The organism is Streptomyces spinosisporus (assembly GCF_022698145.1).
Classification (GTDB): domain Bacteria; phylum Actinomycetota; class Actinomycetes; order Streptomycetales; family Streptomycetaceae; genus Streptomyces; species Streptomyces spinosisporus.
In genome coordinates this window covers 61,626-84,341 of record NZ_JALDAX010000005.1, presented here as the reverse complement: position 1 = coordinate 84,341, position 22,716 = coordinate 61,626, and the positions used below count along the sequence as shown (strand labels likewise).

The 22,716-nt window shown below is 72.3% G+C and carries 19 protein-coding genes and 1 pseudogene; 10 read left to right on the top strand and 10 right to left on the bottom strand.

Annotation, left to right across the window (positions count from 1 at the left end; genetic code table 11):
• Nucleotide 1: 1 nt before the first annotated feature.
• The 3 genes from MQN93_RS14915 to MQN93_RS14905 are packed head-to-tail and all read right to left on the bottom strand — an operon-like array spanning nucleotide 2 to nucleotide 2,338.
• Complete coding sequence (locus MQN93_RS14915) at nucleotides 2-664, bottom strand: ABC transporter permease (RefSeq protein WP_242709856.1); 663 nt, start codon at nucleotides 662-664, stop codon at nucleotides 2-4.
• Nucleotide 665: 1 nt separating this feature from the next.
• Nucleotides 666-1,307 carry an ABC transporter permease gene (locus tag MQN93_RS14910; protein ID WP_016436370.1) on the bottom strand — a complete coding sequence of 214 codons (642 nt, stop codon included), beginning with the start codon at nucleotides 1,305-1,307 and terminating at the stop codon, nucleotides 666-668.
• Complete coding sequence (locus MQN93_RS14905; RefSeq protein ID WP_242709855.1) at nucleotides 1,304-2,338, bottom strand: ABC transporter ATP-binding protein; 1,035 nt, start codon at nucleotides 2,336-2,338, stop codon at nucleotides 1,304-1,306. The genes MQN93_RS14910 and MQN93_RS14905 overlap by 4 nt, the downstream gene beginning before the upstream one ends.
• A gap of 141 nt (nucleotides 2,339-2,479) precedes the next feature.
• Here MQN93_RS14905 and MQN93_RS14900 point away from each other — a divergent pair, with 141 nt between their 5' ends.
• The 3 genes from MQN93_RS14900 to MQN93_RS14890 all read left to right on the top strand — a co-directional run bounded on the left by MQN93_RS14900 (nucleotide 2,480) and on the right by MQN93_RS14890 (nucleotide 5,891).
• Nucleotides 2,480-3,997, top strand: coding sequence for an aromatic amino acid ammonia-lyase (locus MQN93_RS14900; protein ID WP_242709854.1), 1,518 nt, complete (start codon nucleotides 2,480-2,482; stop codon nucleotides 3,995-3,997).
• 312 nt (nucleotides 3,998-4,309) lie between these two features.
• The gene (locus tag MQN93_RS14895) at nucleotides 4,310-5,194 is read left to right on the top strand and encodes a MurR/RpiR family transcriptional regulator (RefSeq protein ID WP_242709853.1); all 885 of its coding nucleotides are present in this window, start codon (nucleotides 4,310-4,312) and stop codon (nucleotides 5,192-5,194) included.
• A gap of 142 nt (nucleotides 5,195-5,336) precedes the next feature.
• Nucleotides 5,337-5,891, top strand: a complete 555-nt coding sequence (locus MQN93_RS14890) for a hypothetical protein (RefSeq protein WP_037783102.1) — start codon at nucleotides 5,337-5,339, stop codon at nucleotides 5,889-5,891.
• A gap of 72 nt (nucleotides 5,892-5,963) precedes the next feature.
• Here the strand turns inward: MQN93_RS14890 and MQN93_RS14885 are convergent, their stop codons facing one another.
• From MQN93_RS14885 to MQN93_RS14865, 5 genes and pseudogenes are all read right to left on the bottom strand, one after another.
• Entirely contained in the window at nucleotides 5,964-6,338 is a 375-nt protein-coding gene (locus tag MQN93_RS14885; RefSeq protein WP_242709852.1) for a beta/alpha barrel domain-containing protein, read from the bottom strand.
• 17 nt (nucleotides 6,339-6,355) lie between these two features.
• Nucleotides 6,356-6,844, bottom strand: a complete 489-nt coding sequence (locus tag MQN93_RS14880) for a roadblock/LC7 domain-containing protein (RefSeq protein WP_242709851.1) — start codon at nucleotides 6,842-6,844, stop codon at nucleotides 6,356-6,358.
• A gap of 13 nt (nucleotides 6,845-6,857) precedes the next feature.
• Nucleotides 6,858-7,688 (bottom strand): transcriptional regulator, encoded by an 831-nt coding sequence (locus tag MQN93_RS14875; RefSeq protein WP_242709850.1) that lies wholly within the window; start codon nucleotides 7,686-7,688, stop codon nucleotides 6,858-6,860.
• Nucleotides 7,685-8,108, bottom strand: a pseudogene (locus MQN93_RS14870) (hypothetical protein). The gene MQN93_RS14875 and the pseudogene MQN93_RS14870 overlap by 4 nt, the downstream one beginning before the upstream one ends.
• A gap of 169 nt (nucleotides 8,109-8,277) precedes the next feature.
• Nucleotides 8,278-9,645, bottom strand: a complete 1,368-nt coding sequence (locus MQN93_RS14865) for a type III PLP-dependent enzyme domain-containing protein (RefSeq protein ID WP_242709849.1) — start codon at nucleotides 9,643-9,645, stop codon at nucleotides 8,278-8,280.
• A 195-nt stretch (nucleotides 9,646-9,840) separates the two neighbouring features.
• On the opposite strand from MQN93_RS14865, the gene hutU reads away from it, so the two are divergent.
• The 4 genes from hutU (at nucleotide 9,841) to hutI (ending at nucleotide 15,702) form a co-directional block, all read left to right on the top strand.
• Nucleotides 9,841-11,505: a urocanate hydratase gene (gene hutU / locus MQN93_RS14860; RefSeq protein WP_242709848.1), complete on the top strand. Its 1,665-nt coding sequence runs from the start codon at nucleotides 9,841-9,843 to the stop codon at nucleotides 11,503-11,505.
• A gap of 434 nt (nucleotides 11,506-11,939) precedes the next feature.
• Entirely contained in the window at nucleotides 11,940-13,142 is a 1,203-nt protein-coding gene (locus MQN93_RS14855) for an allantoate amidohydrolase (RefSeq protein ID WP_242709847.1), read from the top strand.
• Nucleotides 13,139-14,500, top strand: a complete 1,362-nt coding sequence (locus MQN93_RS14850; protein WP_242709846.1) for a formimidoylglutamate deiminase — start codon at nucleotides 13,139-13,141, stop codon at nucleotides 14,498-14,500. Before MQN93_RS14855 ends, MQN93_RS14850 begins: the two co-directional genes overlap by 4 nt.
• A 26-nt stretch (nucleotides 14,501-14,526) precedes the next feature.
• Complete coding sequence (gene hutI, locus MQN93_RS14845; protein WP_242709845.1) at nucleotides 14,527-15,702, top strand: imidazolonepropionase; 1,176 nt, start codon at nucleotides 14,527-14,529, stop codon at nucleotides 15,700-15,702.
• 1,161 nt (nucleotides 15,703-16,863) lie between these two features.
• Here hutI and MQN93_RS14840 read toward each other — a convergent pair.
• Both MQN93_RS14840 and MQN93_RS14835 read right to left on the bottom strand, forming a co-directional pair.
• Nucleotides 16,864-18,399, bottom strand: coding sequence for a ricin-type beta-trefoil lectin domain protein (locus tag MQN93_RS14840; protein ID WP_242709844.1), 1,536 nt, complete (start codon nucleotides 18,397-18,399; stop codon nucleotides 16,864-16,866).
• A 260-nt stretch (nucleotides 18,400-18,659) separates the two neighbouring features.
• Nucleotides 18,660-19,598: an RNA polymerase sigma factor SigF gene (locus MQN93_RS14835; RefSeq protein ID WP_037783099.1), complete on the bottom strand. Its 939-nt coding sequence runs from the start codon at nucleotides 19,596-19,598 to the stop codon at nucleotides 18,660-18,662.
• 238 nt (nucleotides 19,599-19,836) lie between these two features.
• Between MQN93_RS14835 and MQN93_RS14830 the strand changes: the two genes are divergently transcribed.
• From MQN93_RS14830 to serS, 3 genes are all read left to right on the top strand, one after another.
• Nucleotides 19,837-20,214, top strand: a complete 378-nt coding sequence (locus MQN93_RS14830; RefSeq protein ID WP_016436354.1) for an STAS domain-containing protein — start codon at nucleotides 19,837-19,839, stop codon at nucleotides 20,212-20,214.
• A gap of 216 nt (nucleotides 20,215-20,430) precedes the next feature.
• On the top strand, nucleotides 20,431-20,985 hold the full coding sequence (locus MQN93_RS14825) for an ATP-binding protein (RefSeq protein ID WP_242709843.1): 555 nt from the start codon (nucleotides 20,431-20,433) through the stop codon (nucleotides 20,983-20,985).
• 345 nt (nucleotides 20,986-21,330) lie between these two features.
• Nucleotides 21,331-22,623 (top strand): serine--tRNA ligase, encoded by a 1,293-nt coding sequence (gene serS / locus MQN93_RS14820; RefSeq protein WP_242709842.1) that lies wholly within the window; start codon nucleotides 21,331-21,333, stop codon nucleotides 22,621-22,623.
• The last annotated feature ends 93 nt before the right edge of the window (nucleotides 22,624-22,716 follow it).

Sequence of the window (22,716 nt, the reverse complement as noted above, 5' to 3'; positions counted from 1 at the left end):
CCTAGGCGGTGCGGTGTCGGAAGAGGAGGCGCTGGAGGCCGGAGAGCAGCAGGTCCAGGGCGATGGCGACCACGGCGACCAGCACCGCGCCGCCGAGCACCTGCACCAGGTCGCGCTGGGCGAGCCCGTCGAAGACGTAGCGGCCCAGGCCCCCGAAGGAGACGTACGCGGCGATCGTGGCGGTCGCGACGACCTGGATGAGCGCGAGGCGCAGGCCGGTCATGATCAGCGGGAGCGCGAGCGGCAGTTCGACCTGGAACAGGACCTGGTGGCCGCGCATGCCCTGGCCGCGCGCCGCGTCCCGTACGTCCGGGTCGACGGCCGTCATCCCGGCGTAGGTGTTGGTGACGATCGCCGGGACGGCGAGGGCGACCAGGGCCACGTAGACCGGCAGCATCGACAGGCCGCCGGCCAGGAAGACCAGGACGACCAGGCCGACGGTGGGCAGGGCGCGGCCGAAGGACGAGAGGTTGATGGCGACGAAGGCGCCCTTGCCGGTGTGGCCGATGAGCAGGCCGATCGGGAGGCCGATGGCGGCCGCGATCAGGGTCGCGAGGAGCGAGTACTGCAGGTGCTCGGCGAGGCGGTGGGCGATGCCGTCGGAGCCGGACCAACTGGCGCCGCTGGTCAGCCAGTCGGCGAGGTTCTTGAAGAGCTCGTACATCTCAGGTACGCCTCCTGCGCCAGGGGGTCAGCACGTACTGCAGGGCAACAAGCAGCGCGTCCGCCACGACCGCGAGCAGGATCGTGAGGACCACGCCGACGATCACGGGGGTGGGGAAGTTGCGCTGGAAGCCGTCGGTGAACAGCTGGCCGAGGCCGCCGTCGCCGATGTAGGTCGCGACCGAGACCAGCGAGATCGACATGACCGTGGCGATCCGGACGCCGGCCATGATCACGGGGAGCGCGAGCGGGAACTCGACGGTCAGCAGCGTGCGCAGGGGGCGCGTGCCCATGGCCTTGGCCGCCTCCTTGGTCTTCGCGGGGACCGAGTCCAGGCCCTCGACCGTGTTCCGCAGCAGCACGACCAGGGTGTAGATGGTCAGGCCGATGACCGTGGTGGTGCGGGTCAGACCGCTGACCGGGAGCAGCAGCACGAAGATCGCGATCGACGGGATCGTGAACAGGACGTTGGAGATGCCGAGCAGCAGGCCGCGCAGCGGGCGGATGCGGTGGGCGATCACCGCGAGCGGGAGCGAGATCAGGACGCCGAAGAAGACGGCGCTGAGGGCGGCCTGGAGGTGGGAGACCGTGAGGCTGGTGAGCTCGTCGGTGTGGTCGCCTATCCACGACCAGTCGACGCTCATGCCGCCACCCGCGCCTGCGTGTGCGCCCGGCCCGCGTGCTCGTGGATGTCGTCGCGGGAGGAGACGCCGGTGAGGACGCCGTCCGCGTCGACGCGGACGATCAGGCCGGTGGGGGAGGCGACCGACTCGTCGAGGGCGGCGAGGAGGGAGTCGGTGTCCTTCAGCGGGCGCAGGGGGATCTCGGTCTCCTTCGACGCCCAGTGCAGGGGGCGGTTCGCCTCGTCGAGGACGAGGGTCCAGACGCCGCCCTCGGGGGCCGGGCCGCGCGGCACGTCCGCGAGGGTCTTCAGCGACAGCAGCTTCAGGCCGCGTTCGGCGCCGAGGAAGTCGGCCACGAAGTCGTCGGCGGGCCGGGCGAGGAGCTCGGCGGGCGAGGCGCACTGCACCAGATGGCCGCCGGTGCGGAAGACCGCGATCTGGTCGCCGAGCCGCACCGCCTCGTCGATGTCGTGCGTGACGAAGACGATGGTCTTGCTCAACTCCTGCTGCAGGCGCAGCAGTTCGTCCTGGAGCTGGGCGCGCACGACCGGGTCGACGGCGCCGAAGGGCTCGTCCATGAGCAGCACCGGCGGGTCGGCGGCCAGGGCGCGGGCCACGCCCACGCGCTGCTGCTGGCCGCCGGAGAGCTGGTGCGGGTAGCGCCGGCCGGCGTCTGCGGTCAGGCCCACCGTCTCCAGCAGTTCGGCGGCCCTGGCACGGGCCTTCTTCCGGTTCCAGCCGAGCAGCAACGGGACGGTGGCGATGTTGTCCAGGACGGTGCGGTGCGGGAACAGGCCCGCCTGCTGGATGACGTAGCCGATGGAGCGGCGCAGTTCGGCGGCGTCCTGCCGGGTCACGTCCCGGCCGCCGACCCGGATGGTGCCGGAGGTCGGTTCGACCATCCGGTTGATCATCCGCAGGGTGGTCGTCTTGCCGCAACCGGAGGTCCCGACGAGGACGGTCACGCCCCCTTCGGGCATCTCCAGGGTGAGATCGTGAACTGCTGTCGTGCCGTTGGGGAAGCGTTTGTGGACCGCGTCGAACTGGATCATGAGTTGTCCCTTGCCCGGCTGTATAACGTCATGCAGAGTTCTTGGTATCTGAATAGGTTGTCAACGTCTCGGCGGTAATCCGTGGGAATTGATGACCGGTAGGCAAGATCGGATGTCCGGAATGATTGGGGTTTGAGCTGTATGTCGTCTCGGATCGTGGACACTCCGGATGTCGCGTCGGCGGGGCACACCGGCCTGGTGGTCCTCGACGGGATCGGGCTCGGCGTCGTCGACGTGGTGCGGCTGGCCGAGGGCACCGCCCGGCCGGTCCCCGGCACCGACGCGATGAAGCGGGTGACGGAGTCCTGGGACGCCGCCCGGCAGATCGCCGCGACCGGGCGCGTCTACGGCCGCTCCACCGGTGTCGGCGCCAACCGGAACGAGGACGTGCCCACCGAAGCCGCCGCCGAGCACGGGCTCAGGCTGCTGCGCAGCCACGCCGGCGCGATCGGCGAGGAGCTGCCCGCGCGGGAGGTCCGGGCGATGCTCGCCGTCCGCGCCAACCAGCTCCTCGCGGGAGGGGCGGGCCTTCGGCCGACCGTCATCACCGCGCTGTGCGAGGCGCTGGAGAGCGGCGCCCACCCGGTCGTGAACGAGTTCGGCTCCGTCGGCACCGGCGACATCGCCGCCCTCGCGCAGGCCGGGCTCGCCCTCGCCGGCGAGCACCCCTGGCGGGGGCCCGGCGCGCCCAAGGCGCAGCAGCTCGACAACAACGACGCGCTGGCCTTCATCAGCAGCAACGCCCTCACCCTCGGCCAGGCCGCGCTGGCCCTCGACGAACTGCGCGCACTCGTGCAGGCCACCCAGGTGGTCGCCGCGCTCTCCCTGCTGGCCGTCGACGGCTCGCACGAGGCCTACGCCGCCCCCGTGCACGCCGCCCGCCCGCACCGCGGCTCCAGCGAGGTGGCCCGCCGGATGCGCGCCCTGATCGGCGCGGCCGACCGGCCCACCCCGCCGCTCGGCCGGATTCAGGACCCGTACGGCTTCCGCTGCGTGCCCCAGATACACGGCCCGGCGCTGGACGCTGCGGACGCCCTGGAGGAGGTGCTGCGCATCGAGATCAACGCGGCCGCCGAGAACCCGCTGATCTCCGCCGAGGACATGGCGGCCTACCACCACGGCGGCTTCTACCAAGCCCAACTCGCCCTCGCCCTGGACCACTTCAGGCTCGCCCTGACCCAGGTCGCCCGGCTGTCGACCTCCCGGCTGTCCACACTCAACGAGCCCGGCTTCACCCGGCTGCGGCCCTTCCTCGCCAACGAGGAGGCCGCCGCCTCCGGCGTGATGATCCTCGAGTACGCCGCCGGGGCCGCCCTCGGCGATCTGCGGGCCTTCTCCGCTCCCGCCTCCCTCGGTCACGCTGTACTCTCCCGGGGCGTCGAGGAACAGGCCAGCTTCGCCTCGCTCGCCGCACGCCAGACGCTGCGCGCCTGTCGCGCGTACCGTCTCGTCGTCGGCTGCGAACTCGTCGCCGCCGTACGGGCGTTGCGCCAGCGCGGCCTGCGTCCCGAGCCGGACCTGCCGGTGGGCCACGCACTGGAGCTCGCCGAGTCGGCCCTGTCCGAGGACCAGACCGACCGCCCGCTCACCGAGGACGTGACGGCAGCGGCCGCGATGCTGGACCGGTTCACGGACATCTGGAGGGGGAGTGGGGCATGAGCGGGCGGTGCGTTGTGGAGGATCGGGGGGCCTGGGGTGGGTGGCGAGTCGTGAGCGGGCGGCGGGCCTTGGACGGGCGGCGGGTCGCGAGCGGCCAGGGGGCCACGAGCGGGCGACGGAGCATGGGCGGGGGCGAGTCATGAGCGGTCAGCGGACCTTGGGCGGTCGGCGAGCCGTGGGTGGTCATGGGGCTGCGAGCGGGCGACGGTGCATGGGCGGTCGGCGGGGTGCGGGCGGTCAGCGGGGCGTGGGTGGTAAGCGGGGCGTGGGTGGTCAGCGGGGCGTGGGTGGTCAGGGGAGCACGAGCGGGCGATGGAGTATGGGCGGGCGGCGAGTTATGAGTGGGAAGAGGGCGTGAGCGTGGTGGACAGTCCTGCGGGGCGCCTGCAGGCGCTCTTCGAGGGGCATCGGCTGACGCCGACCCAGCGGCGGATCGCGCACAGCATGGTGCGCCGGGCCGCCGACGTGCCGTTCCTGTCCAGCGTGGAACTGGCCGAGCTGGCCGGGGTGAGCCAGCCGTCCGTGACCCGCTTCGCGGTCGCCCTCGGCTTCGACGGCTACCCGGCGCTGCGCCGGCATCTGCGCGAGGTCGCGCCCGCCGAACAGACGGCCGAGACGGGCTCGTACAACGAGTACCAGCAGGCCGTCGAGGCCGAGATCGAGAACCTGCGGCACCTCGCGGAGCTGCTGGCCGACCCGCGCGCGGTGCAGAAGGCGGGCCGCCTGCTCGCGGCCTCCCGCCCCCTGCCCGTCCTGGGCCTGCGCGCCGCCGCCTCCCAGGCCTACGGCTTCTCGTACTTCGCCGCCAAGGTCCACCCGGACGTCCGGCTGCTCGACGAGGGCGGCACGATGATCCAGGACCGTATCGAGGCCGCCGTACGCGCCGGCGCGAGCGCCCTGCTCTGCTTCGCGCTGCCCCGGCACCCCCGCGAGGTCGTGGACACCCTCGCCTTCGCCAAGCGGGCCGGGCTGACGGTCGTGACCGTCGCCGACTCCGCCTTCGCGCCGGTCGCCAAGGTCTCCGACCTGCTGCTGCCCGCCGCCGTCGGCACGGGTCTCGCCTTCGACACGGCGTGTGCGCCGATGCTGCTGGGCCGGGTCCTGCTGGAGGCGATGTGCGACGACCTGCCGGAGGCGCAGGCCCGGCTGGAGGAGTTCGACGCGCGGGCGGCGGCGCGGGGGTTGTTCGTGGAGTGACGCGCGGCTTGGCGTGCTCTCAGACTGGTCTCACGTTCCCTCGCTAGCGTGCGTCTCACACATGCCGCACAGACGTGAGACGGGAGGCCGAAAGGTGGCACGCGGAGTTCGTGAGGCGCGCGGAGGGCGGGGTCTGGCCCGGGTGGCCGTCGTCGTACGGGCCGGAGCGGCGCCGCTGTGGTGGGCCGGTGTGTTCGCCGCGGGCGTCGGGGTGCTGGTGCCGGGGATCACCGGCCGCCGGATCGGGGTGCTCGCCGGAGCCGCGCTGTTCATCGTCGCGGCGGCCGTGGTGTCGTACGCACGCCGCAGGCGCTACACCGCTCTGGCCCGCTCGGCCGCCCGCGCGGGCAAGCACGACGTGCTCCAGGACCGTGCGGTGAGCGTGCGCAACTGGCGCCGCGGACACCGCTGGTGGCTGCTGCTCGCCTTCGTGGCGGCGCTCGCGAGCGCGTTCGCCGTGCCCGCGGCGGGAGGCATGCTGCTGGCCGGCTGCGGCACCGGGCTGCGGCTGAAGGCCGCCTGGCTCGGGCGGCGCGAACGGGCCGAGGACGGACTGCTGTGGGTGCGGGTCGACTGGCTCGCCGCGAACGGCGGCCGCCCGGTCGGCAAGGCGGTCAAGGCGTACCGCAGCACGGGCATCGCGGCGGGCGACGCGGCCCCGGGCGGGGCGCGCCGCCGCACCGCGGCACTCGTCTGACCTCAACCTCAGACCTGAGACCTCAGGCCCCAGATCTCAGGCCCCAGATCTCAGACCTCAAAACCTCAGACCTCAGACCTCCAGATCCGCCTCGATCCCCCTCAGCTGGTGGCGGGCCATCGCGAGATTGGACCTCTTGGCGTCCAGCACCAGGTACAGGAACAGGCCGTTGCCCCCGCGGCCGCTGATCAGGCGGATCAGGTGGTACTGGTCGGACAGGGTGATCAGGATGTCCTCGATCTGGCCCTTGAGCCCGAGGTGTTCCATGGTGCGCATCTTGGCGCGGACGACGTCGGTGTTGCCGGCGGCGGCGACGTTCAGGTCGAAGCTCTTGCTGCCGCCCAGCGGGCCCAGCGCCATCCCGCTGGTGTAGTCGACGAGCGCGACGCCGGTGGCGCCCTCGATGGAGGCGAGCGCCTCTTTCAGTGCGGTTTCGGTATTGGCCATGTCGTTTCTCGGTCCTTTCAGCTTTCCGTGGTGGTGCGCGCGTCGGTGGTGCTGGTTCGGGTGGCGCGCGGTGTTCTGGTCCGTGCGGCGGCGGCCTTGGCGGCCGGCCTGGCGTGGCGTGCGGGCTTGCGGACGTCGCCGAGTTCGCCGAGTTCGCCGATGCGGGCGGCCGCCCGCCGGCCCTCCAGCAGGAGCCGCCCGGTGTTCACGCGGTCCTGGGCGAGCAGAGTCAGTACGGCGCCGTCGCCCGCCGCGTAGGTCGCGACGAAGCCGTGCAGGCCCCGCACGAGCAGTTCGCGGAACTCGCCCTGCCCCGTCGCGTCCGCCAGCTTCACGGCCGCCCCGTGCGCGGATTCGATGAGCGCGGCGACGGCGTCGCCGTCGACGCCGGGGGTGTCCTGGGCGAGGACGCGGCCGTCGACGCCGGTCGCGAGGGCGCCCGTGAGCTGGGGGACGCGAGCCCTCAGCCGCCGCAACTCGTCGAGCACGTGGGGGTCGGCAGGCATCCGGTGTCTCCTCTCAAAGGGCCTCCAGCGCATCCCTGAGCCTTCGCAGCAACGTGATGTGGGGGTCGGGCACCGGTGGTGCGAGAACCACCGGCGGTTCTCGCACCACCGGCGGTGGCGGCTCACCGCGGGCCCGGACGAGCCCCGCCGCCGTCAGCCGGCGCACGTCCACCAGGGTGTGGAAGGCAGGTCGGCCCAGTTCGCGGGCGATGTCCGGTGCCGTACGGGCGCCGTCCACCCGGTCCAGCACGGCCCGCCGGCGCCGGGTGAGGGCGGGGGCCGCGACGGGATGCGCGCGGGCCAGGGGCGCCGTGTCCGCCCGGGCCTCGGGCCAGATGCGCCGGAGGAGGTCGCGGCGGCGCAGCGTCTCGCGCTCCAGGGCGGCCACCGGCACGGCGTGCAGCGGGCCGAACCGGTGGGCGGTGCCGTAACGGAACCGGCCCGGCGTGCTGCTGGGAGCCAGCGCGAAGTACGCGGCGTCGTACAGCGCCGTCAGATGGCACACCTCCAGCGCGCCCGGCGCGACCAGACCGCCCTCGACCAGTCGGCAGCCGATGCCGTGGCCGTCCTCCGCGTCCGCCAGCGCCCGCTGCCACTCCTCGGACGAGAGCGTGCCGCGGGCCGTGAGCAGGGTGCCCAGGCCGGGCGCGCTCGGGCTCTCGGCGTGCACGACCAGACCGTCGTGGAGATGCAGCGTGCCGTGCTCGCGCAGCAGCACTCCGGTGGCGTGCTCGGCGGCGAGCCGGGTCAGCATCGGCGAGACGCCGCTCCACGCCCGTGACGCGGCCGCTGCCTTGTCCCGCACGGGCAGGCGCGGATGGTCGGTCGTGCGCACGGTGGTCATGCCGGCACCAGCCGTTCGGCCATCTCGCCCAGCCGGATGCGGGCGAGCGCCAGATTGCCCTCCGCGCGGGCCAGCCACAGGTGCAGGAACACACTGCCGTCGAACGACGCCCCGACGAAGCGCAGTACGTGATAGCTGTCGCGGTTGCTGATGATCAGGTCCTCGACCGGCGGGCCGGCGTCGGCGGGGGCACCGGCCCCGGCGGCACCGGCGCCTGCGTCGTCGTCCGGCGCGAACGCGTGCTGCTCGGCGGCGAGCCGGGCGATCTCGGCCGCCTCCACCGCGGCCGTCTCCTGGTCGCCGCCCGGGGAGTCCCCGACGGTGCCCAGGGCCAGCCCGCTCGTCCAGTCGATCAGTGCCGCCCCCCCTGGCACCTGGCAGCCGCATGGCCTCCAGCAGACACTCGTCGATTCCGGGCACCGTGCTTCCCCTCCCGCATGGGGTTCGGCTGAGTGACGCCGAAACTACGCAACGTGTGCACGAGGGGTGAGGGATCTGGCATTTTCCGGTGGAACATGCGCCGGGCGACTAGGGTGGGTCAACTTGCCTTGATTTCTGCTTAGTTGACCATCGAGTCGGCCGGGCCGTGTCAACGGCGGTCGGGAGCCCGGAGGGTGGTGAGCGAGTCCGCGTGTGCCCCTCCGGATTCGGCCACGATCTCGTCGATGCTCTGCGGCTCGCGCACCGTCGCGAAGGCGACCCCTCCGCTCCCGTCCGGGGCGAAGCCGTAGATCCCGGGCCGGGCAAGGGAGTTGTAGGCGTAGTGGTGCGCGAAGTAGTACGCCCCCGTGTCCAGCGCCGCCGCGTAGTCCCCCTGCTCCAGCAGGGGCAGTGTGCGGCCCTCGGCCAGCAGGTCGCCCGCGAAGCAGGCGGGTCCGGCGACGTCCTGTACGACCCCGGGCCCCTCCTTGGGCCGGCCCTTGCCGTCGTAGGCGGCGATCCGCAGCGGCCAGGACGCCGGCGCGTACACCGTCCGCGTCGCCACCTGCACACCCGCGTGCGTGACCGCGACCGGCCGCCCGCCCGCGCTCTTGGCGTACTCCACCCGGGCCACCACCGTCCCGTGCTTGGCCAGCAGGGAGCGCCCGAACTCCGTGACCAGCCCGTACCGCCCGGAGAACAGGCCCGGCACCGCCTCGCCCAGCAGTCGCGCGTACTGCGCGTAGGTCGGTGTCGTCTCGTCCGAGCCGAAGTTCACCGGCAGGCCGCCGCCGATGTCGAGCGTGTCGATCTGCGGGCGCCCGAGCCGCCGGTTGATCTCCTCGGCCAGCGCGTACGTCTCGGCCACCCCCTGCGCCATCAGCGACAGCGGAATGCCCTGGGAGCCGGTGTGCGCATGCAGCCGCGTCAGCCACGGGCGGTCCGCGTACGCCCGTACGACCCACTCCCGCGCCCCCTCGTCGCGCAGCGCCACCCCGAACTTCGAGGTCGCCGTCGCGGTCGACAGGGCCTCGATGGAACCGCCGCCCACCTGCGGATTCACCCGGATCCCGATGGGGGAGCGGCTGGTGGCCGACCGCATCAGGCCGTCGATGCGGTCCAGCTCCTGCGGGTTGTCCGCGTTGACGGCGATACCGAGGGCCAGCGCGTCGCGCAGCTCGGCCGGGGTCTTCGCGGGCGAGTCGAGCACCGTACGGGCCGGCGGTATCCCGGCCGCGCGCGCCAGCGCCAGCTCGCCCGGGCTCGCCACCTCGGCGCCGATGCCCTCGCGGTACAGCAGCCGCAGCACCGGCACCAGCGGTGTCGCCTTCACCGCGAAGGCGTGCAGCACCGGTGTGCCGGGTGCCACCACGGCGTCGAACGCCGCGCGCAGTTCTGTGGCCGCCTCCCGGATGCCGGTGATGTCGAGCAGCCCCACGATGGGGGTGCCGGGTCCCAGCAGCCCCTGGTCCACGGCGGCCCGCACCGCCTCGTCGCGCCGGTCCGCCCGGTCGTGGCCGCTCATCCGCCTGCCCATGCCGCTCTCCACCGCGTCCCCCGTGATCTCGTGGCCGGCGCCGAAGTCACCCTCCGGTGCGGGCGGCCGACCTGTTCCGTGCTTCCAGCCAAACATCCGCAGCTCGCCCGCGCTGGCTCACGGATGTATTGACTAGGTCTATTCAGGAAGCGAAGATGTGAATAACGGCAGCAACAATCCGCTAGGAGGCAGACCATGTCAGGACCCCGCCCCGTACGAGCGCCGCGCGGTACGGAACTGAGCGCCCTGGGATGGCAGCAGGAAGCCGCCCTGCGGATGCTGCAGAACAACCTCGACCCCGAGGTCGCCGAACACCCCGACAAGCTCGTCGTCTACGGCGGCACGGGCAAGGCGGCCCGCGACTGGCGCTCCTTCGACGCGATGGTGCGCACGCTGCGCACCCTGAAGCAGGACGAGACGATGCTCGTCCAGTCCGGCCGCCCCGTCGGCGTCATGCAGACCCACGAGTGGGCCCCGCGCGTCCTGATCGCCAACTCCAACCTCGTCGGCGAGTGGGCCAACTGGGAGGAGTTCCGCCGCCTGGAGGCCCTCGGCCTGACCATGTACGGCCAGATGACGGCCGGTTCCTGGATCTACATCGGCACCCAGGGCATCCTCCAGGGCACCTACGAGACCTTCGCCGCCGTCGCCGCGAAGAAGTTCAACGGCACGCTCGCGGGCACCATCACCCTGACCGCCGGCCTCGGCGGCATGGGCGGCGCCCAGCCGCTCGCCGTCACCATGAACGACGGCGTCGCGATCTGCATCGACTGCGACCCCCGCGCCATCGAGCGCCGTATCGAGCACCGCTACCTGGACGTGAAGGCCGACAGCCTGGAGCACGCCCTCCAGCTCGCGGTCGAGGCCCGCGACGCCCGCCGCCCGCTCTCCATCGGCCTGCTGGGCAACGCCGCCGAGCTGCTGCCGCGCATGCTCGCCGAGGGCGCCCCCATCGACATCGTCACCGACCAGACCTCCGCCCACGACCCGCTGGCGTATCTGCCGCTCGGCATGGACTTCGACGACATGGCGTCCGAGGCGGCCAAGGACCCGGCCGGCTTCACCACCCGCGCCCGTGAGTCCATGGCCCGGCACGTGGAGGCGATGGTCGGCTTCATGGACGCGGGCGCCGAGGTCTTCGACTACGGCAACTCGATCCGGGGCGAGGCCCAACTCGCCGGCTACGAGCGGGCGTTCGCCTTCCCCGGCTTCGTCCCCGCCTACATCCGGCCGCTGTTCTGCGAGGGCAAGGGCCCCTTCCGCTGGGCCGCGCTGTCCGGCGAGGCGTCCGACATCGCGAAGACCGACAAGGCGATCCTCGACCTGTTCCCCGAGAACGAGTCGCTGGCCCGCTGGATCCGGATGGCGGGCGAGCGGGTCCACTTCCAGGGCCTGCCCGCGCGCATCTGCTGGCTCGGGTACGGCGAGCGGGACCGGGCCGGGGAGCGCTTCAACGACATGGTGGCCTCGGGTGAGCTGGCGGCGCCGCTCGCCATCGGCCGCGACCACCTGGACTGCGGGTCCGTCGCGTCCCCGTACCGCGAGACCGAGGCCATGCTCGACGGGTCGGACGCGATCGCGGACTGGCCGCTGCTAAACGCGATGGTGAACGTCGCCTCCGGGGCGTCCTGGGTGTCCATCCACCACGGGGGTGGGGTGGGGATGGGGCGGTCCATCCACGCCGGGCAGGTGACGGTGGCGGACGGGACGGTGCTGGCCGGGGAGAAGGTGCGGCGGGTGTTGACCAATGACCCCGGGATGGGGGTGATCCGGCATGTGGATGCCGGGTACGACATCGCAGAGGCCGTTGCCGGGGAGCGGGATGTGCGGGTTCCCATGCGCGAGGGTGGGGACGCGTGAGCCTTCCTGGAGACGAGCGGGGCGGCGACCGTCCGGCGGGGGCTGGTGCTCCGTCGCCGGGTGCGGGTCCGGCTGTGCCCACCCGTTCCGCCCTGCGGAACGACTGCCCACAGCCTGGGCAGGGTGCCGGGGGGCGGGGTGACGGCCGACAGCCTGAGGCTGGTGCCGGGGGGCGGGCTGACTGCCCACAGCCTGAGCCGGGTGCCGGTGGGCGGGCTGACTGCCCACAGCCTGAGCCGGGTGCCGGTGGGCCGGCTGACTGCCCACAGCCGGAGTCGGCTGGGCAGCCTGGGACGGGTGGGCGGTCTGGGCGGGCTGACTGCCCACAGCCTGAGTCGGGTGGGCAGCCTGGGCTGGCTGGGCAGTCTGGGACGGGTGGGCAGTCTGGGTCGGCTGGCTGTCCGCAGGCTGGGGCGGGTGGGTCGTTTCACTCCATGTGGGGGGAGTTGCTGCCCATCGGGCGGAACGCCGGCTCCCGTGGATATCGGCGGTTCGCCTGGAGTGGGGCCGATGGTGAGTGTCGGGCCTGGTTCAAGGAGCAGGCCGAGGGGCGGGGGCTGGCGTACGAGGTCGACCGTAACGGGAATCAGTGGGCCTGGCTGGGGGACAAGGACGCCGGGGATGCCGTGGTCACCGGGTCGCATCTCGACTCCGTGCCCGACGGGGGTGCCTTCGACGGGCCGCTCGGGGTCGTGTCCTCCTTCGCCGCCCTGGATGAACTGCGCGGCAGGGGCGTGGAGTTCAGGAGGCCGCTCGCGCTCGTGAATTTCGGGGACGAGGAAGGTGCGCGGTTCGGGCTGGCGTGTGTCGGGTCGCGGCTCACCTCCGGGCAGCTGAGTATCGAGGACGCGCACAGGCTGACCGACGGCGACGGGATCAGCCTGCCGAGGGCCATGGAGGCCGCCGGATACGACCCCGACGCCATCGGCGCGGACCCCGAACGGCTCGCCCGCATCGGCGCCTTCGTCGAACTGCATGTCGAGCAGGGGCGGGCGCTGGACCTGTCCGGCGACCGGGTCGGCATCGCGAGCGCCATCTGGCCGCACGGGCGCTGGCGGTTCGACTTCCGGGGCGAGGCCAACCACGCCGGCACGACCCGTCTCGTCGACCGGCGCGACCCCATGCTGTCGTACGCCGAGACCGTGCTCGCCGCCCGGCGCGAGGCCGAACTCGCCGGAGCCGTCGCCACGTTCGGCAAGATCGCCGTCGAGCCGAACGGCGTCAACGCCATCCCCTCCCTGGTCCGCGGCTGGCTCGACTCCCGCGCCGCCGACCAGTCGAGCCTCGACCAGGTGGTCGGCGGCGTCGAGAAGGCGGCGCGCGAGTACGCCGCCGCGCACGGCGTCGACCTCGACGTCGTCCGTGAGTCCTTCACGCCCGTTGTCGAGTTCGACCACGCCCTGCGGGACGAACTGGCCCGCATCCTGGGCAAGGACACCGACCTCACCGTCCCCGTGCTCGGCACGGGTGCCGGACACGACGCCGGGATCCTCTCCGGGAGCATCCCGACCGCCATGCTGTTCGTGCGCAACCCCACCGGTGTCTCGCACTCCCCGGCCGAGTTCGCCGCCGAGGACGACTGCGTGGCCGGGGTGCTCGCACTCGCCGACGTACTGGAAGGGCTGGCCTGCAGGTGACGCACCCCCACACGCGGACGTACTGGCTGGAGCAGGCCTGGCTCGACACCCACGTCGAGCCGGGCGTGGTCCTGGAGGTCGCCGACGGCCGGATCGCGGCCCTCCGCACCGGCGTCCCCACTCCGCCTCCGGGTGCCGAGATCCTGCGCGGACTGACCCTCCCGGGGCTCGCGAACGCCCACTCGCACGCCTTCCACCGGGCCCTGCGCTCCACCGTCCAGGTCGGCTCCGGCACCTTCTGGACCTGGCGCGAGGTCATGTACTCGATCGCCGACAGGCTGACCCCCGAGACGTACCACGCGCTCGCCCGCGCGGTGTACGCCGAGATGGCCCTGGCGGGCGTCACCGCCGTAGGAGAGTTCCACTACGTCCACCACGCCCCCGGCGGCACCCCCTACGCCGACCCCAACGCGATGGGCGAGGCCCTGATCGCCGCCGCCGCCGAGGCCGGCATCCGCATCACCCTCCTCGACACCGTCTATCTCTCCTCCGGCCTCCGCAGCGAGCACAGCGGGGAGCCGCCCAACAGCCATCAACTGCGCTTCTCCGACGGCAGTGCCGAGGCCTGGGCCGAACGCTGTTCAGTTCTCAAGGAACAAGATCACGCGCGGATCGGAGCGGCGATCCACTCCGTACGAGCCGTGCCCGCGGGCCAGTTGGCGACCGTGGCGCGCTGGGCCGAGGAGCGGCGGGCCCCGCTGCATGTGCACCTGTCCGAGCAGACCGCGGAGAACGACGCGTGCCTGGCCGCACACGGCTGCACCCCGGCCCGGCTGCTCGCCGACCACGGCGTCCTCGGGCCGCGCACCACCGGCGTCCACAACACCCATCTGACGGACGACGACATCGCCCTGATCGGCGGGTCCGGGACCGGCACCTGCATGTGCCCGACGACCGAGCGGGACCTCGCGGACGGCATCGGACCGGCGGTCGCCCTGCAGAGGGCGGGCTCTCCGCTCTCCCTGGGCTCCGACAGCCACGCCGTGATCGACCTGCTCGAAGAGGCACGCGCCATGGAGCTCAACGAGCGCCTGCGCACCCGCACCCGCGGGCACTGGACCGCCGCGGCCCTGCTGCGCGCGGCGTCCGCCGACGGGCACGCGGCCCTCGGCTGGCAGGACGCGGGCGTCCTGGAACCGGGCGCGCTCGCCGACTTCACCACGATCGCGCTCGACTCGGTCAGAACGGCCGGACCTCTGCCGCGACTCGGTGCGGAGACAGCCGTATTCGCCGCCTCGGCGGCCGATGTGCGCCATACGGTCGTGGGAGGACGTCATGTCGTGCGGGACGGCGCCCACGCCCTCGTACCCGATGTGCCGGCCGCGCTGGCGGACGCCGTCGCAGCCCTGCGTGCCTGACACCCACAGCCATCCCCGAGGACGCCATGAGCAGCAGCACCGCCATCACCAACATCGCCACACTCGTCACCAACGACCCCTCCCTCGGCGACAACTCCCCTCTCGGACTGGTCCAGGACGCGGCCGTCGTCATCGACGGCGACCAGGTCGTCTGGGCCGGTGAATCAAGGAAAGCACCCGCCACTGACAACCGGGTCGACGCCGGTGGGCGGGCGGTCCTGCCGGGCTTCGTGGACTCGCACTCGCACCTGGTCTTCGCGGGGGACCGGACGCAGGAGTTCAACGCCCGGATGTCCGGGCGGGCCTACAGCGCGGGCGGCATCCGTACGACGGTCGCGGCGACCCGGGCGGCCACGGACGCCGAGCTGGAGGCGAACCTCACCCGTTATCTCGACGAGGCCCTGCGCCAGGGCACGACCACCTTCGAGACCAAGTCCGGCTACGGCCTGACCACCGAGGACGAGGCCCGCGCCCTGCGCATCGCCGCCGCGCACACCGACGAGGTCACCTATCTCGGCGCGCACATCGTGTCGCCCGACTTCGCCGACGACCCGGCCGCCTACGTCGCCCTGGTCACCGGCGAGATGCTCGACGCCTGTGCGCCGTACGCCCGTTGGATCGACGTGTTCTGCGAGAAGGGCGCCTTCGACGGCGACCAGGCCCGCGCGGTGCTCACCGCGGGCCGGGCCAAGGGACTGCACCCGCGCATCCACGCCAACCAGCTCTCCTACGGCCCCGGCGTCCAACTGGCCGTCGAACTCGACGCCGCCAGCGCCGACCACTGCACCCACCTCACCGACGCGGACGTGGACGCCCTCGCGGGCAGCCGTACGGTCGCGACGCTGCTGCCCGGTGCCGAGTTCTCCACCCGCGCCGAGTGGCCGGACGCCCGCCGCCTCCTGGACGCCGGCGCCACGGTCGCCCTGTCCACCGACTGCAACCCCGGCTCGTCCTTCACCTCGTCCGTCCCCTTCTGCATCGCGCTCGCGGTGCGGGAGATGGGGATGACGCCCGACGAGGCGGTCTGGTCGGCCACCGCGGGCGGGGCACGGGCCCTGCGCCGCGACGACATCGGCCGACTCGCCCCCGGCGCCCGCGCCGACCTACTACTCCTGAACGCCCCCAGCCACGTCCACCTCGCCTACCGCCCGGGCGTCCCACTGGTCACCGGCGTGTGGCGGCGGGGGGTGCGGGTGGTGTGACCCGGCCGGGCGGCGCGACCGGGAGCGGCTCGCGGTGTACGAGGACCGCGACCGGCACCGCCCACGCGCGGGCGCCGGGGCGTGCGGGATGTCGGGATGCTCCGGGAGGTGCGGCTGGTTCGACCAGGTCGCGCAGGGTGTCGACGGATGTGCCGGGGCGTTGCGCGAGGTCTGGCCGGGTCAGGCACGGGCCCGGAGGTGGTGCCGGGTCTGAGCGGGTCGAGTGCGGCGCGGGGGTGCTGTCGTGGCCGAGCGGGCCGAACACGGCGCGGAGAAGGCGTCGGGTCTGAGCGGGCCGAACAGGGGCGCAGAGGGGGCGTCATTCTGGAGCGCGCCAAGCACGGCGCGGATGCGGCGCCAGGTCTGAGTGGCCCGTGTACCTGCGCGGAGGGAGGGCGTCGGGTCTGAGCGGGTCGGGCACCTGCGCGGCGGGGGCGTCAGGTCTGAGCGCGCCGAGCTCGGCCCGGAGGTGGTGGAGCCGAGCAACTTGCGCGGAGGGAGAGCGCCAGGTCTGACTGGGCCGAGTACCTGCGCGGAGGGGGGCGTCAGGTCTGAGTGGGCCGAGTACCTGCGCGGAGGGGGGCGTCAGGTCTGAGTGGGCCGGGCACCTGGGTGGCGAGGGCCCCAGGTCTGAGCGCGCCGAGCTCGGCCCGGAGGTGGTGGAGCCGAGCAACCTGCGCGAAGGGAGAGCGCGAGGTCTTAGTGGGCCAGCACCTGCGCGAAGGGAGAGCGCCAGGTCTGAGTGGGCCAGCACCTGCGCGAAGAAGAGGGTGTCAGGTCTGAGCGGGTCGGGCACCTGCGTGGCGAGGGCCCCAGGTCTGAGCGCGCCGAGCTCGGCCCGGAGGTGGTGGAGCCGAGCAACTTGCGCGAAGAAAGAGCGCCAGGTCTGAGTGGGCCGAGTACCTGCGCGAAGAAGAGGGTGTCAGGTCTGAGCGGGTCGGGCACCTGCGTGGCGAGGGCCCCAGGTCTGAGCGCGCCAAGCTCGGCCCGGAGGTGGTGGAGCCGAGCAACCTGCGCGAAGGGAGAGCGCCAGGTCTGAGTGGGCCGAGTACCTGCGCGAAGAAGAGGGCGTCAGGTCTGAGCGGGTCGGGCACCTGCGTGGCGGGGGCGTCAGGTCTGAGTGAGCCGAGCAGGGGGCGTCGAAGAGGGCGGCCGGGCTGGTCAGTTCCGGCCTGCTTGCCAGCGTTGGGTGGGTGTCCCGTTCAGGGGGCGTAGGAAGGTTCCGTCGCCGTTGAAGGGGGTCAGGGCGGTTTCGATGGCGATGGCCGGGCGGATGACGCCGTCGGGGTCGACGGTGAAGCGCAGGTTCTCGCCGTGGTCGCCGTCGAGGGAGTCGCAGTCCCAGATGCCCACGCCGCGGTCGACGTCGCCGCGGCTGTCGAGGCAGAAGCCGGGGTCGGCGGACGAGCGCACCACGGAGTGTTCGGCGTCGACGCGCCAGCGCTGGGTGCGGGAGGAGGAACAGGGGGCCGTCACCACGTCGGTGCCGTTGTCCAGGTCGCCGTCGCGGATGTCCAGGCAGAAGCCGGTGCCGACGTTCACGACCTGGGCGGAGGTGCCGTTGGGGGCATGAGCGGGAGGCGCGGAGGGGCGCGGTGACTTCGAGGGCGGCCGGGAGGAGGAACTGCGCGTCGGGGAAGGGGACTTGACGGTACGCGAGGGCGAGGGGGACGGCGTGGGGGACACCGTGGGTGTGCTCGCGACCGGTGGGCGGCTCGTCGGTGTGCGGACCGCGCCCACCGCCTGCGACGACGACGAGGACGGTGAACCGCCCTGCGTGAGCAGGAAGATGAGCAGCGGAGTGAGCGCCACACCGGCGGCGAGCGAGACCAGCAGGAAGCGCCGGGAGGCCGGCCAGGCCGCCGCGTCCGCGCGGGCGGTCGGGCGCGGCGCGTCGCTCCTGACGTAGGCCGTGCCCGCCCACGGCAGCAGCCCCTCGGCCAGTGCGGTGCGCGGGGAGTCCCGCAGCGCCGACAGCTCGGCGTGGGCCGCCGTGCAGTGGGTGCAGTGCACCATGTGGGCGTGCAGATCGGGGCTGTTGCGCGGCGAGTCGGGCCGTACCGACTCCTCGATGAGCCGGCCGAAGTTGCCGCAGCTCGGGTCGTCCGAGGTGCTGAGACGGGTGCGCAGACAGGCCTGCGCCATGGCCGCCGCCGCGCGACCGGTCTCGTGGGCGACGTCCTCGCGGGTCAGGCCGAGCAGGACGGCCGTACGCTGTGCCGGTTCCCGCTCCACCACGCCGTACCAGACGAGGCCCTGCACACGGGAGGGCAGCGACTGGAAGGCGGCGAGCATGGGCGGTACGGGACCTCCCGGGCCGGCCGTGCTCAGGGCGAGCAGCAGAGCGGGGTCGAGGCCCGCGGACCGTTCGTCGGTCGCCCACTCCGCGGCCAACTGCCCGGTCAGCAGCAGGAGTTGCAGTCGTAGCGGCACAAGTGGCTCGGTGCCGCGCGCGGTCTGACGGGCCGCCAGGGTGATCGCCTGCGCGGCCAGCTGCCCGGCGGCGGACTCGCTCGCCGTGCACAGCCGGGCGTAGGCGAGGACCGCCGGCTGGTGGCGGGCGCGCAGTTCCTGCAGAGCCGCGTAGACGGTGGGGGTGCTGGTGCGCAGCAGTGCGGTCAGCCGCGCGTCGGACGCACCCTCGTGCGCCCCGCCCGCGGTCTCGACACCCGTGTCGGTCCCGTCGGCCCGAGCCATCTGCACGCCTCCTTGCACCTTGCCGCCCGCCGGGGCTGTGACCTACCGGCTGGTATGGGGGCCCATGGTGAAGGAAGGAAACCTCTGGGGAAAGGGTTTCTGCGGGTAACACGGCAAACGCCCCGCGGGCAGCCCCACTGACCCACAAACGCCGAGCGCGGCACACCCGACTCGGGTGCACCGCGCTCGGCGGAAGCGTCTGAGACTCACTCGGCAGAGGCGTCTCGAAAAGGCCCAGGGCCCATTGCCCGGAGGGCAGGTCACTCCTCGAGCGTCAGCCCCTTGCGCAACCGCAGCAACGTCCTGGACAGCAGCCGTGACACATGCATCTGCGAGATGCCGAGCTCGTCCCCTATTTCCGACTGGGTCAGACCGGCGACGAAGCGCAACGACAGGATCTTCCGGTCCCGCGGCGGGAGTTCGGCGATCAGCGGCTTGAGCGACTCGACGTACTCGATGCCCTCGAGCCCGTGGTCCTCGTAACCGATCCGGTCCGCGAGCGCGCCCTCGGCGTCGTCCTCCTCGGGCTGGGCGTCCAGGGAGGAGGCGGTGTACGCGTTCGACGCCGCCATGCCCTCGACGACCTCGTCCTTGGTCAGGCCGAGGCGCTCCGCGAGCTCCGCCACGGTCGGCGCGCGGTCCAGCTTCTGGGCCAGCTCGTCGCCGGCCTTGGCCAGGTCGAGCCGCAGCTCCTGCAGCCTGCGCGGGACGCGCACGGACCACGACGTGTCACGGAAGAAGCGCTTGATCTCCCCGACGATGGTTGGCATCGCGAACGTGGGGAACTCCACACCCCGGGCGAGCTCGAACCGGTCGATCGCCTTGATCAGGCCTATGGTGCCGACCTGGATGATGTCCTCCATCGGCTCGCTGCGCGAACGGAAGCGGGAGGCCGCGAACTTCACCAGTGCGAGGTTGAGTTCGACGAGGGTGTTACGGACGTACGAGTACTCGTGCGTGCCTTCCTCGAGGGACTCGAGCCGTTCGAAGAGGGTCTTGGAGAGCGCTCGGGCGTCTACCGGTCCCACTTCGTCGTACGGGGGGATCTCCGGGAGTCCTGCGAGCCCTGAAAGTCCTGCGAGCCCGGCAAGCGCGTCCGCGTCATTGCCCTCGATGGGATCCAGATGTTCCGGGGCGGAAGCCGACGTCGCCTCCTGGGTGTGCGATGCGTCGAGCCGGGGTGACATGATGTCCTCCATCGTTCTCGGCATATGGCTGCCGAAGCCAGTGCGTGCACTACGGTGTGCGGCGCCTCCAAAGCCGGCCGTGGTCGGTTACGTATCTCTACTAGCCCTACCCGCTTTCCTGCACCCGCCGCAAGTGCGTTCTGTGGGGATATGTCCGTTTGTGGGCGGTTGTTCGGGTGTCAGAGAGTGTGAGGAAGGCGTAGTGTTCGAGGGCGTGAGTCAGCAGCCACGACGTCGGGAGAAAGACGGCATGGACCGCGGGACGGTCGGTAGCGCACAGTCTGGCCGCCTACTGGTGGAGGTCAGGGAAGAAGGCGCCAGTGCGGTCGTGACGCCGGCGGGTGAGCTCGATCACCACACCGCCGATCTGTTGCGCGAGCCGCTGGAGGAGTGCCTCGCCAAGGGTTTCAGTCGGCTTGTCGTGGACTGCACACGGCTGGAGTTCTGCGACTCCACCGGGCTCAATGTGCTGCTCGGCGCGCGCCTCAAGGCGGAGGCCGAGGGGGGCGGGGTGCACCTCGCGGGCATGCAGCCCGTGGTGGCCCGTGTCTTCGAGATCACCGGGGCGGAAGCGGTCTTCACCGTCCATGACACGCTCGAGGCGGCCCTGGCCGACACGGCCGGCTGATCCGCCGCTCGTTCGAGCGGGTGTTCTGCCCTGGACCTCCCCGTGTGACCGGCACTTTTTGGGCGTCTGGCCCTCGGTGCGGAATAAGGGGGTGTTCTGCCCGTTCGGTCGGGCAGGAGACATCCTGAACAGGTCGGCGGCGCAGCGACGGATCCACCGTCGAGCTACGTAATGACTCTTGAATCGTGAACGGTGAATCGGTGAGGTGAAGCGCTGATGAGCACCACCCGGCCTTACTCGCCGGGCGACCGCGGCCCCGAGCCCAGCGGCGCTTCCGGGGTGCCCGAGGGGGATGCGGCCGCGTCGGCGGCTGCGCCGGCATCGCCCGCGTCGGCGTCGTCCGCGTCGGCGCCGCCCGGGGACGGGCAGATCCGCAGGCTGAGCTTCGAAGGCGCGAGCGGCGTCGTGCCGCTCGCTCGCGACTTCACCCGCCAGGCGCTGTACGCGTGGGGCTGGCTGCCCGCCGCCACGGCCGATCAGCGGGCCGCCGCCGAGGACGTTCTGCTGGTCGTCTCCGAGCTGGTCACCAACGCCTGTCTGCATGCGGAGGGCCCGGACGACCTGTGGATCTCCTGCGACAAGAAGGTGATCCGCATCGAGGTCTCCGACAAGGGAGCGGGCCAGCCGACTCCCCGGACCCCGCACCGCGCGAGCCGCCCCGGCGGCCACGGCATGTTCATAGTGCAGCGGCTCTGCCTGGACTGGGGGGTCGTGCGCTCGGCGGGGGTGCCGGGCAAGACCGTGTGGGCGGAGCTGGGCGCGCCCGCGTAAATCGCTTGGCGGGCCGGGCGCGGCTGCCTACTCTCTCCTGCAACGCGCTGAAGGAGACAAGTAGCCGGGGTCCACGCGGGCCGAGAGAGCTGCCGGAAGGTGTGAGGGCAGCCCCGCGTGCCGAGGCGAATCCACTCCCGAGTGCGGGGAGGAAATGCCCCGCCGGCCGGCCCCCGTCATCGGGCCAGAACGAGACCGTCCTACGGCCGTGTATCGCATACGCGCGATCGCCTGCGTACGACGGTGAAGGCGTGGTGGCACCGCGAGCACCCTCTCGCCCACGCCCCGAGGGAATCACCCCGGGGCGGCCCCTGCCGTCCCGGACGACAGGACGGAGCGAGCACCATGCTCGACGTCACCCTCATCCGAAACCACCCCGACCACGTCCACGACGCCCTCCGCAAACGCGGCCTCGACGTGGACATCCCCGCCTTCCTCACCCTGGACACCCAGCTCCGCGAGACCCGCACCACAGTGGAACGCCTACGCGCCGAACGCCGCCGCATCTCGACAGAGATCGCAGCACGACGCCGGATGGGCGGGGCCGCGGAGGCGGCGGATGATCTGCACGTAGCGGACTTGCAGACTCAGGCCAAAGCGCTGGCCCAGCGGCTGGCTCAGGCTGAGGTGGGGTTGAAGCGGGTGGAGGGGGTTTGGCGGGAGTTTCTTGATGGGCTGCCGAATCTGCCGGATGAGGATGTGGTCGCGGGGGGTAAGGAGAACAACCGGGTTCTGCGGACCGTGGGGGATCCGCCCGGCTTCGGCTTCGTGCCCAAGGATCATGTGCGGATCGCGGAGGACCTGCGGCTTGTGGACCACAGGCGGGGGGTCGCGCTGGCCGGCAGCGGTCATTGGGTCTACCGGGGAGAGGGTGCCGCCCTGGAGTGGGCGCTCCTCAACCACTTCCTCGACACGCACCGCAGGGCGGGCTACGAGTTCGTGCTGCCGCCGCATCTGCTGACGCGCGAGGCGGGGTACGCGGCGGGTCAGTTCCCGAAGTTCGCCGACGAGGTGTTCCAGGTCGACGACCACTTCCTGCTGCCGACCGCCGAGACCGCGCTGGCGAGCCTGCACCGCGGCGAGACGCTCGACGAGCGCGAGCTGCCGCTCAAGTACGTTGCCTACACGCCCTGTTACCGCAAGGAGAGCGGCGGCTACCGCACCGCGGAGCGCGGCACTCTGCGCGGCCACCAGTTCAACAAGGTCGAGCTGTTCCAGTACACGCGCCCCGCGGACTCGGAGGCGGCCCAGCTCGAACTGCTCGCCCGCGCGGAGGAGTTGGTCGCCGGGCTCGGCCTGCACTACCGCGTCACCCAGCTCGCCGCCGCGGACACCAGCCCCGCCCAGGCCAAGACGTACGACGTGGAGGTCTGGCTGCCCAGCCTCGGCGGCTACACCGAGGTCAGCTCGGTCTCGAACGCCCGCGCCTACCAGGCCCGGCGCGGCGGTGTCCGCTACCGGCCGCAGAACGGCGGAAAACCCGCGTACGTCCACACGCTCAACGCCTCGGGCCTGGCCACCAGCCGTCTGCTGCCCGCGATCCTGGAGCAGCACCAGCGGGCCGACGGCACGGTGGCGGTGCCCGAGGCGCTGTGGCGCTGGGGTCTGCCGGAGGTGCTGGGCGCGGCCATGCGCTGACCCAGGCGAACCCAAGGGCACGGCCCGACCCTGAGTTACCGAGGGTCACCCTCTCCACTCGACGCCTCTGCCGTGCGCGCCGGATCCCCACAA

Bases quoted from the DNA above. Each gene is read 5' to 3' on its own strand.
- MQN93_RS14915 (WP_242709856.1), bottom strand. From the start codon at position 664: ATGTACGAGCTCTTCAAGAACCTCGCCGACTGGCTGACCAGCGGCGCC.
- MQN93_RS14825 (WP_242709843.1), top strand. From the start codon at position 20,431: ATGAGCACCACCCGGCCTTACTCGCCGGGCGACCGCGGCCCCGAGCCC.
- serS (WP_242709842.1), top strand. From the start codon at position 21,331: ATGCTCGACGTCACCCTCATCCGAAACCACCCCGACCACGTCCACGAC.
- MQN93_RS14875 (WP_242709850.1), bottom strand. From the start codon at position 7,688: ATGACCACCGTGCGCACGACCGACCATCCGCGCCTGCCCGTGCGGGAC.
- MQN93_RS14900 (WP_242709854.1), top strand. From the start codon at position 2,480: ATGTCGTCTCGGATCGTGGACACTCCGGATGTCGCGTCGGCGGGGCAC.
- hutU (WP_242709848.1), top strand. From the start codon at position 9,841: ATGTCAGGACCCCGCCCCGTACGAGCGCCGCGCGGTACGGAACTGAGC.
- MQN93_RS14880 (WP_242709851.1), bottom strand. From the start codon at position 6,844: ATGCCTGCCGACCCCCACGTGCTCGACGAGTTGCGGCGGCTGAGGGCT.
- MQN93_RS14910 (WP_016436370.1), bottom strand. From the start codon at position 1,307: ATGAGCGTCGACTGGTCGTGGATAGGCGACCACACCGACGAGCTCACC.
- hutI (WP_242709845.1), top strand. From the start codon at position 14,527: ATGAGCAGCAGCACCGCCATCACCAACATCGCCACACTCGTCACCAAC.
- MQN93_RS14905 (WP_242709855.1), bottom strand. From the start codon at position 2,338: ATGATCCAGTTCGACGCGGTCCACAAACGCTTCCCCAACGGCACGACA.
- MQN93_RS14840 (WP_242709844.1), bottom strand. From the start codon at position 18,399: ATGGCTCGGGCCGACGGGACCGACACGGGTGTCGAGACCGCGGGCGGG.
- MQN93_RS14830 (WP_016436354.1), top strand. From the start codon at position 19,837: ATGGACCGCGGGACGGTCGGTAGCGCACAGTCTGGCCGCCTACTGGTG.
- MQN93_RS14895 (WP_242709853.1), top strand. From the start codon at position 4,310: ATGGAGTATGGGCGGGCGGCGAGTTATGAGTGGGAAGAGGGCGTGAGC.
- MQN93_RS14835 (WP_037783099.1), bottom strand. From the start codon at position 19,598: ATGGAGGACATCATGTCACCCCGGCTCGACGCATCGCACACCCAGGAG.
- MQN93_RS14885 (WP_242709852.1), bottom strand. From the start codon at position 6,338: ATGGCCAATACCGAAACCGCACTGAAAGAGGCGCTCGCCTCCATCGAG.
- MQN93_RS14865 (WP_242709849.1), bottom strand. From the start codon at position 9,645: ATGGGCAGGCGGATGAGCGGCCACGACCGGGCGGACCGGCGCGACGAG.
- MQN93_RS14855 (WP_242709847.1), top strand. From the start codon at position 11,940: ATGTGGGGGGAGTTGCTGCCCATCGGGCGGAACGCCGGCTCCCGTGGA.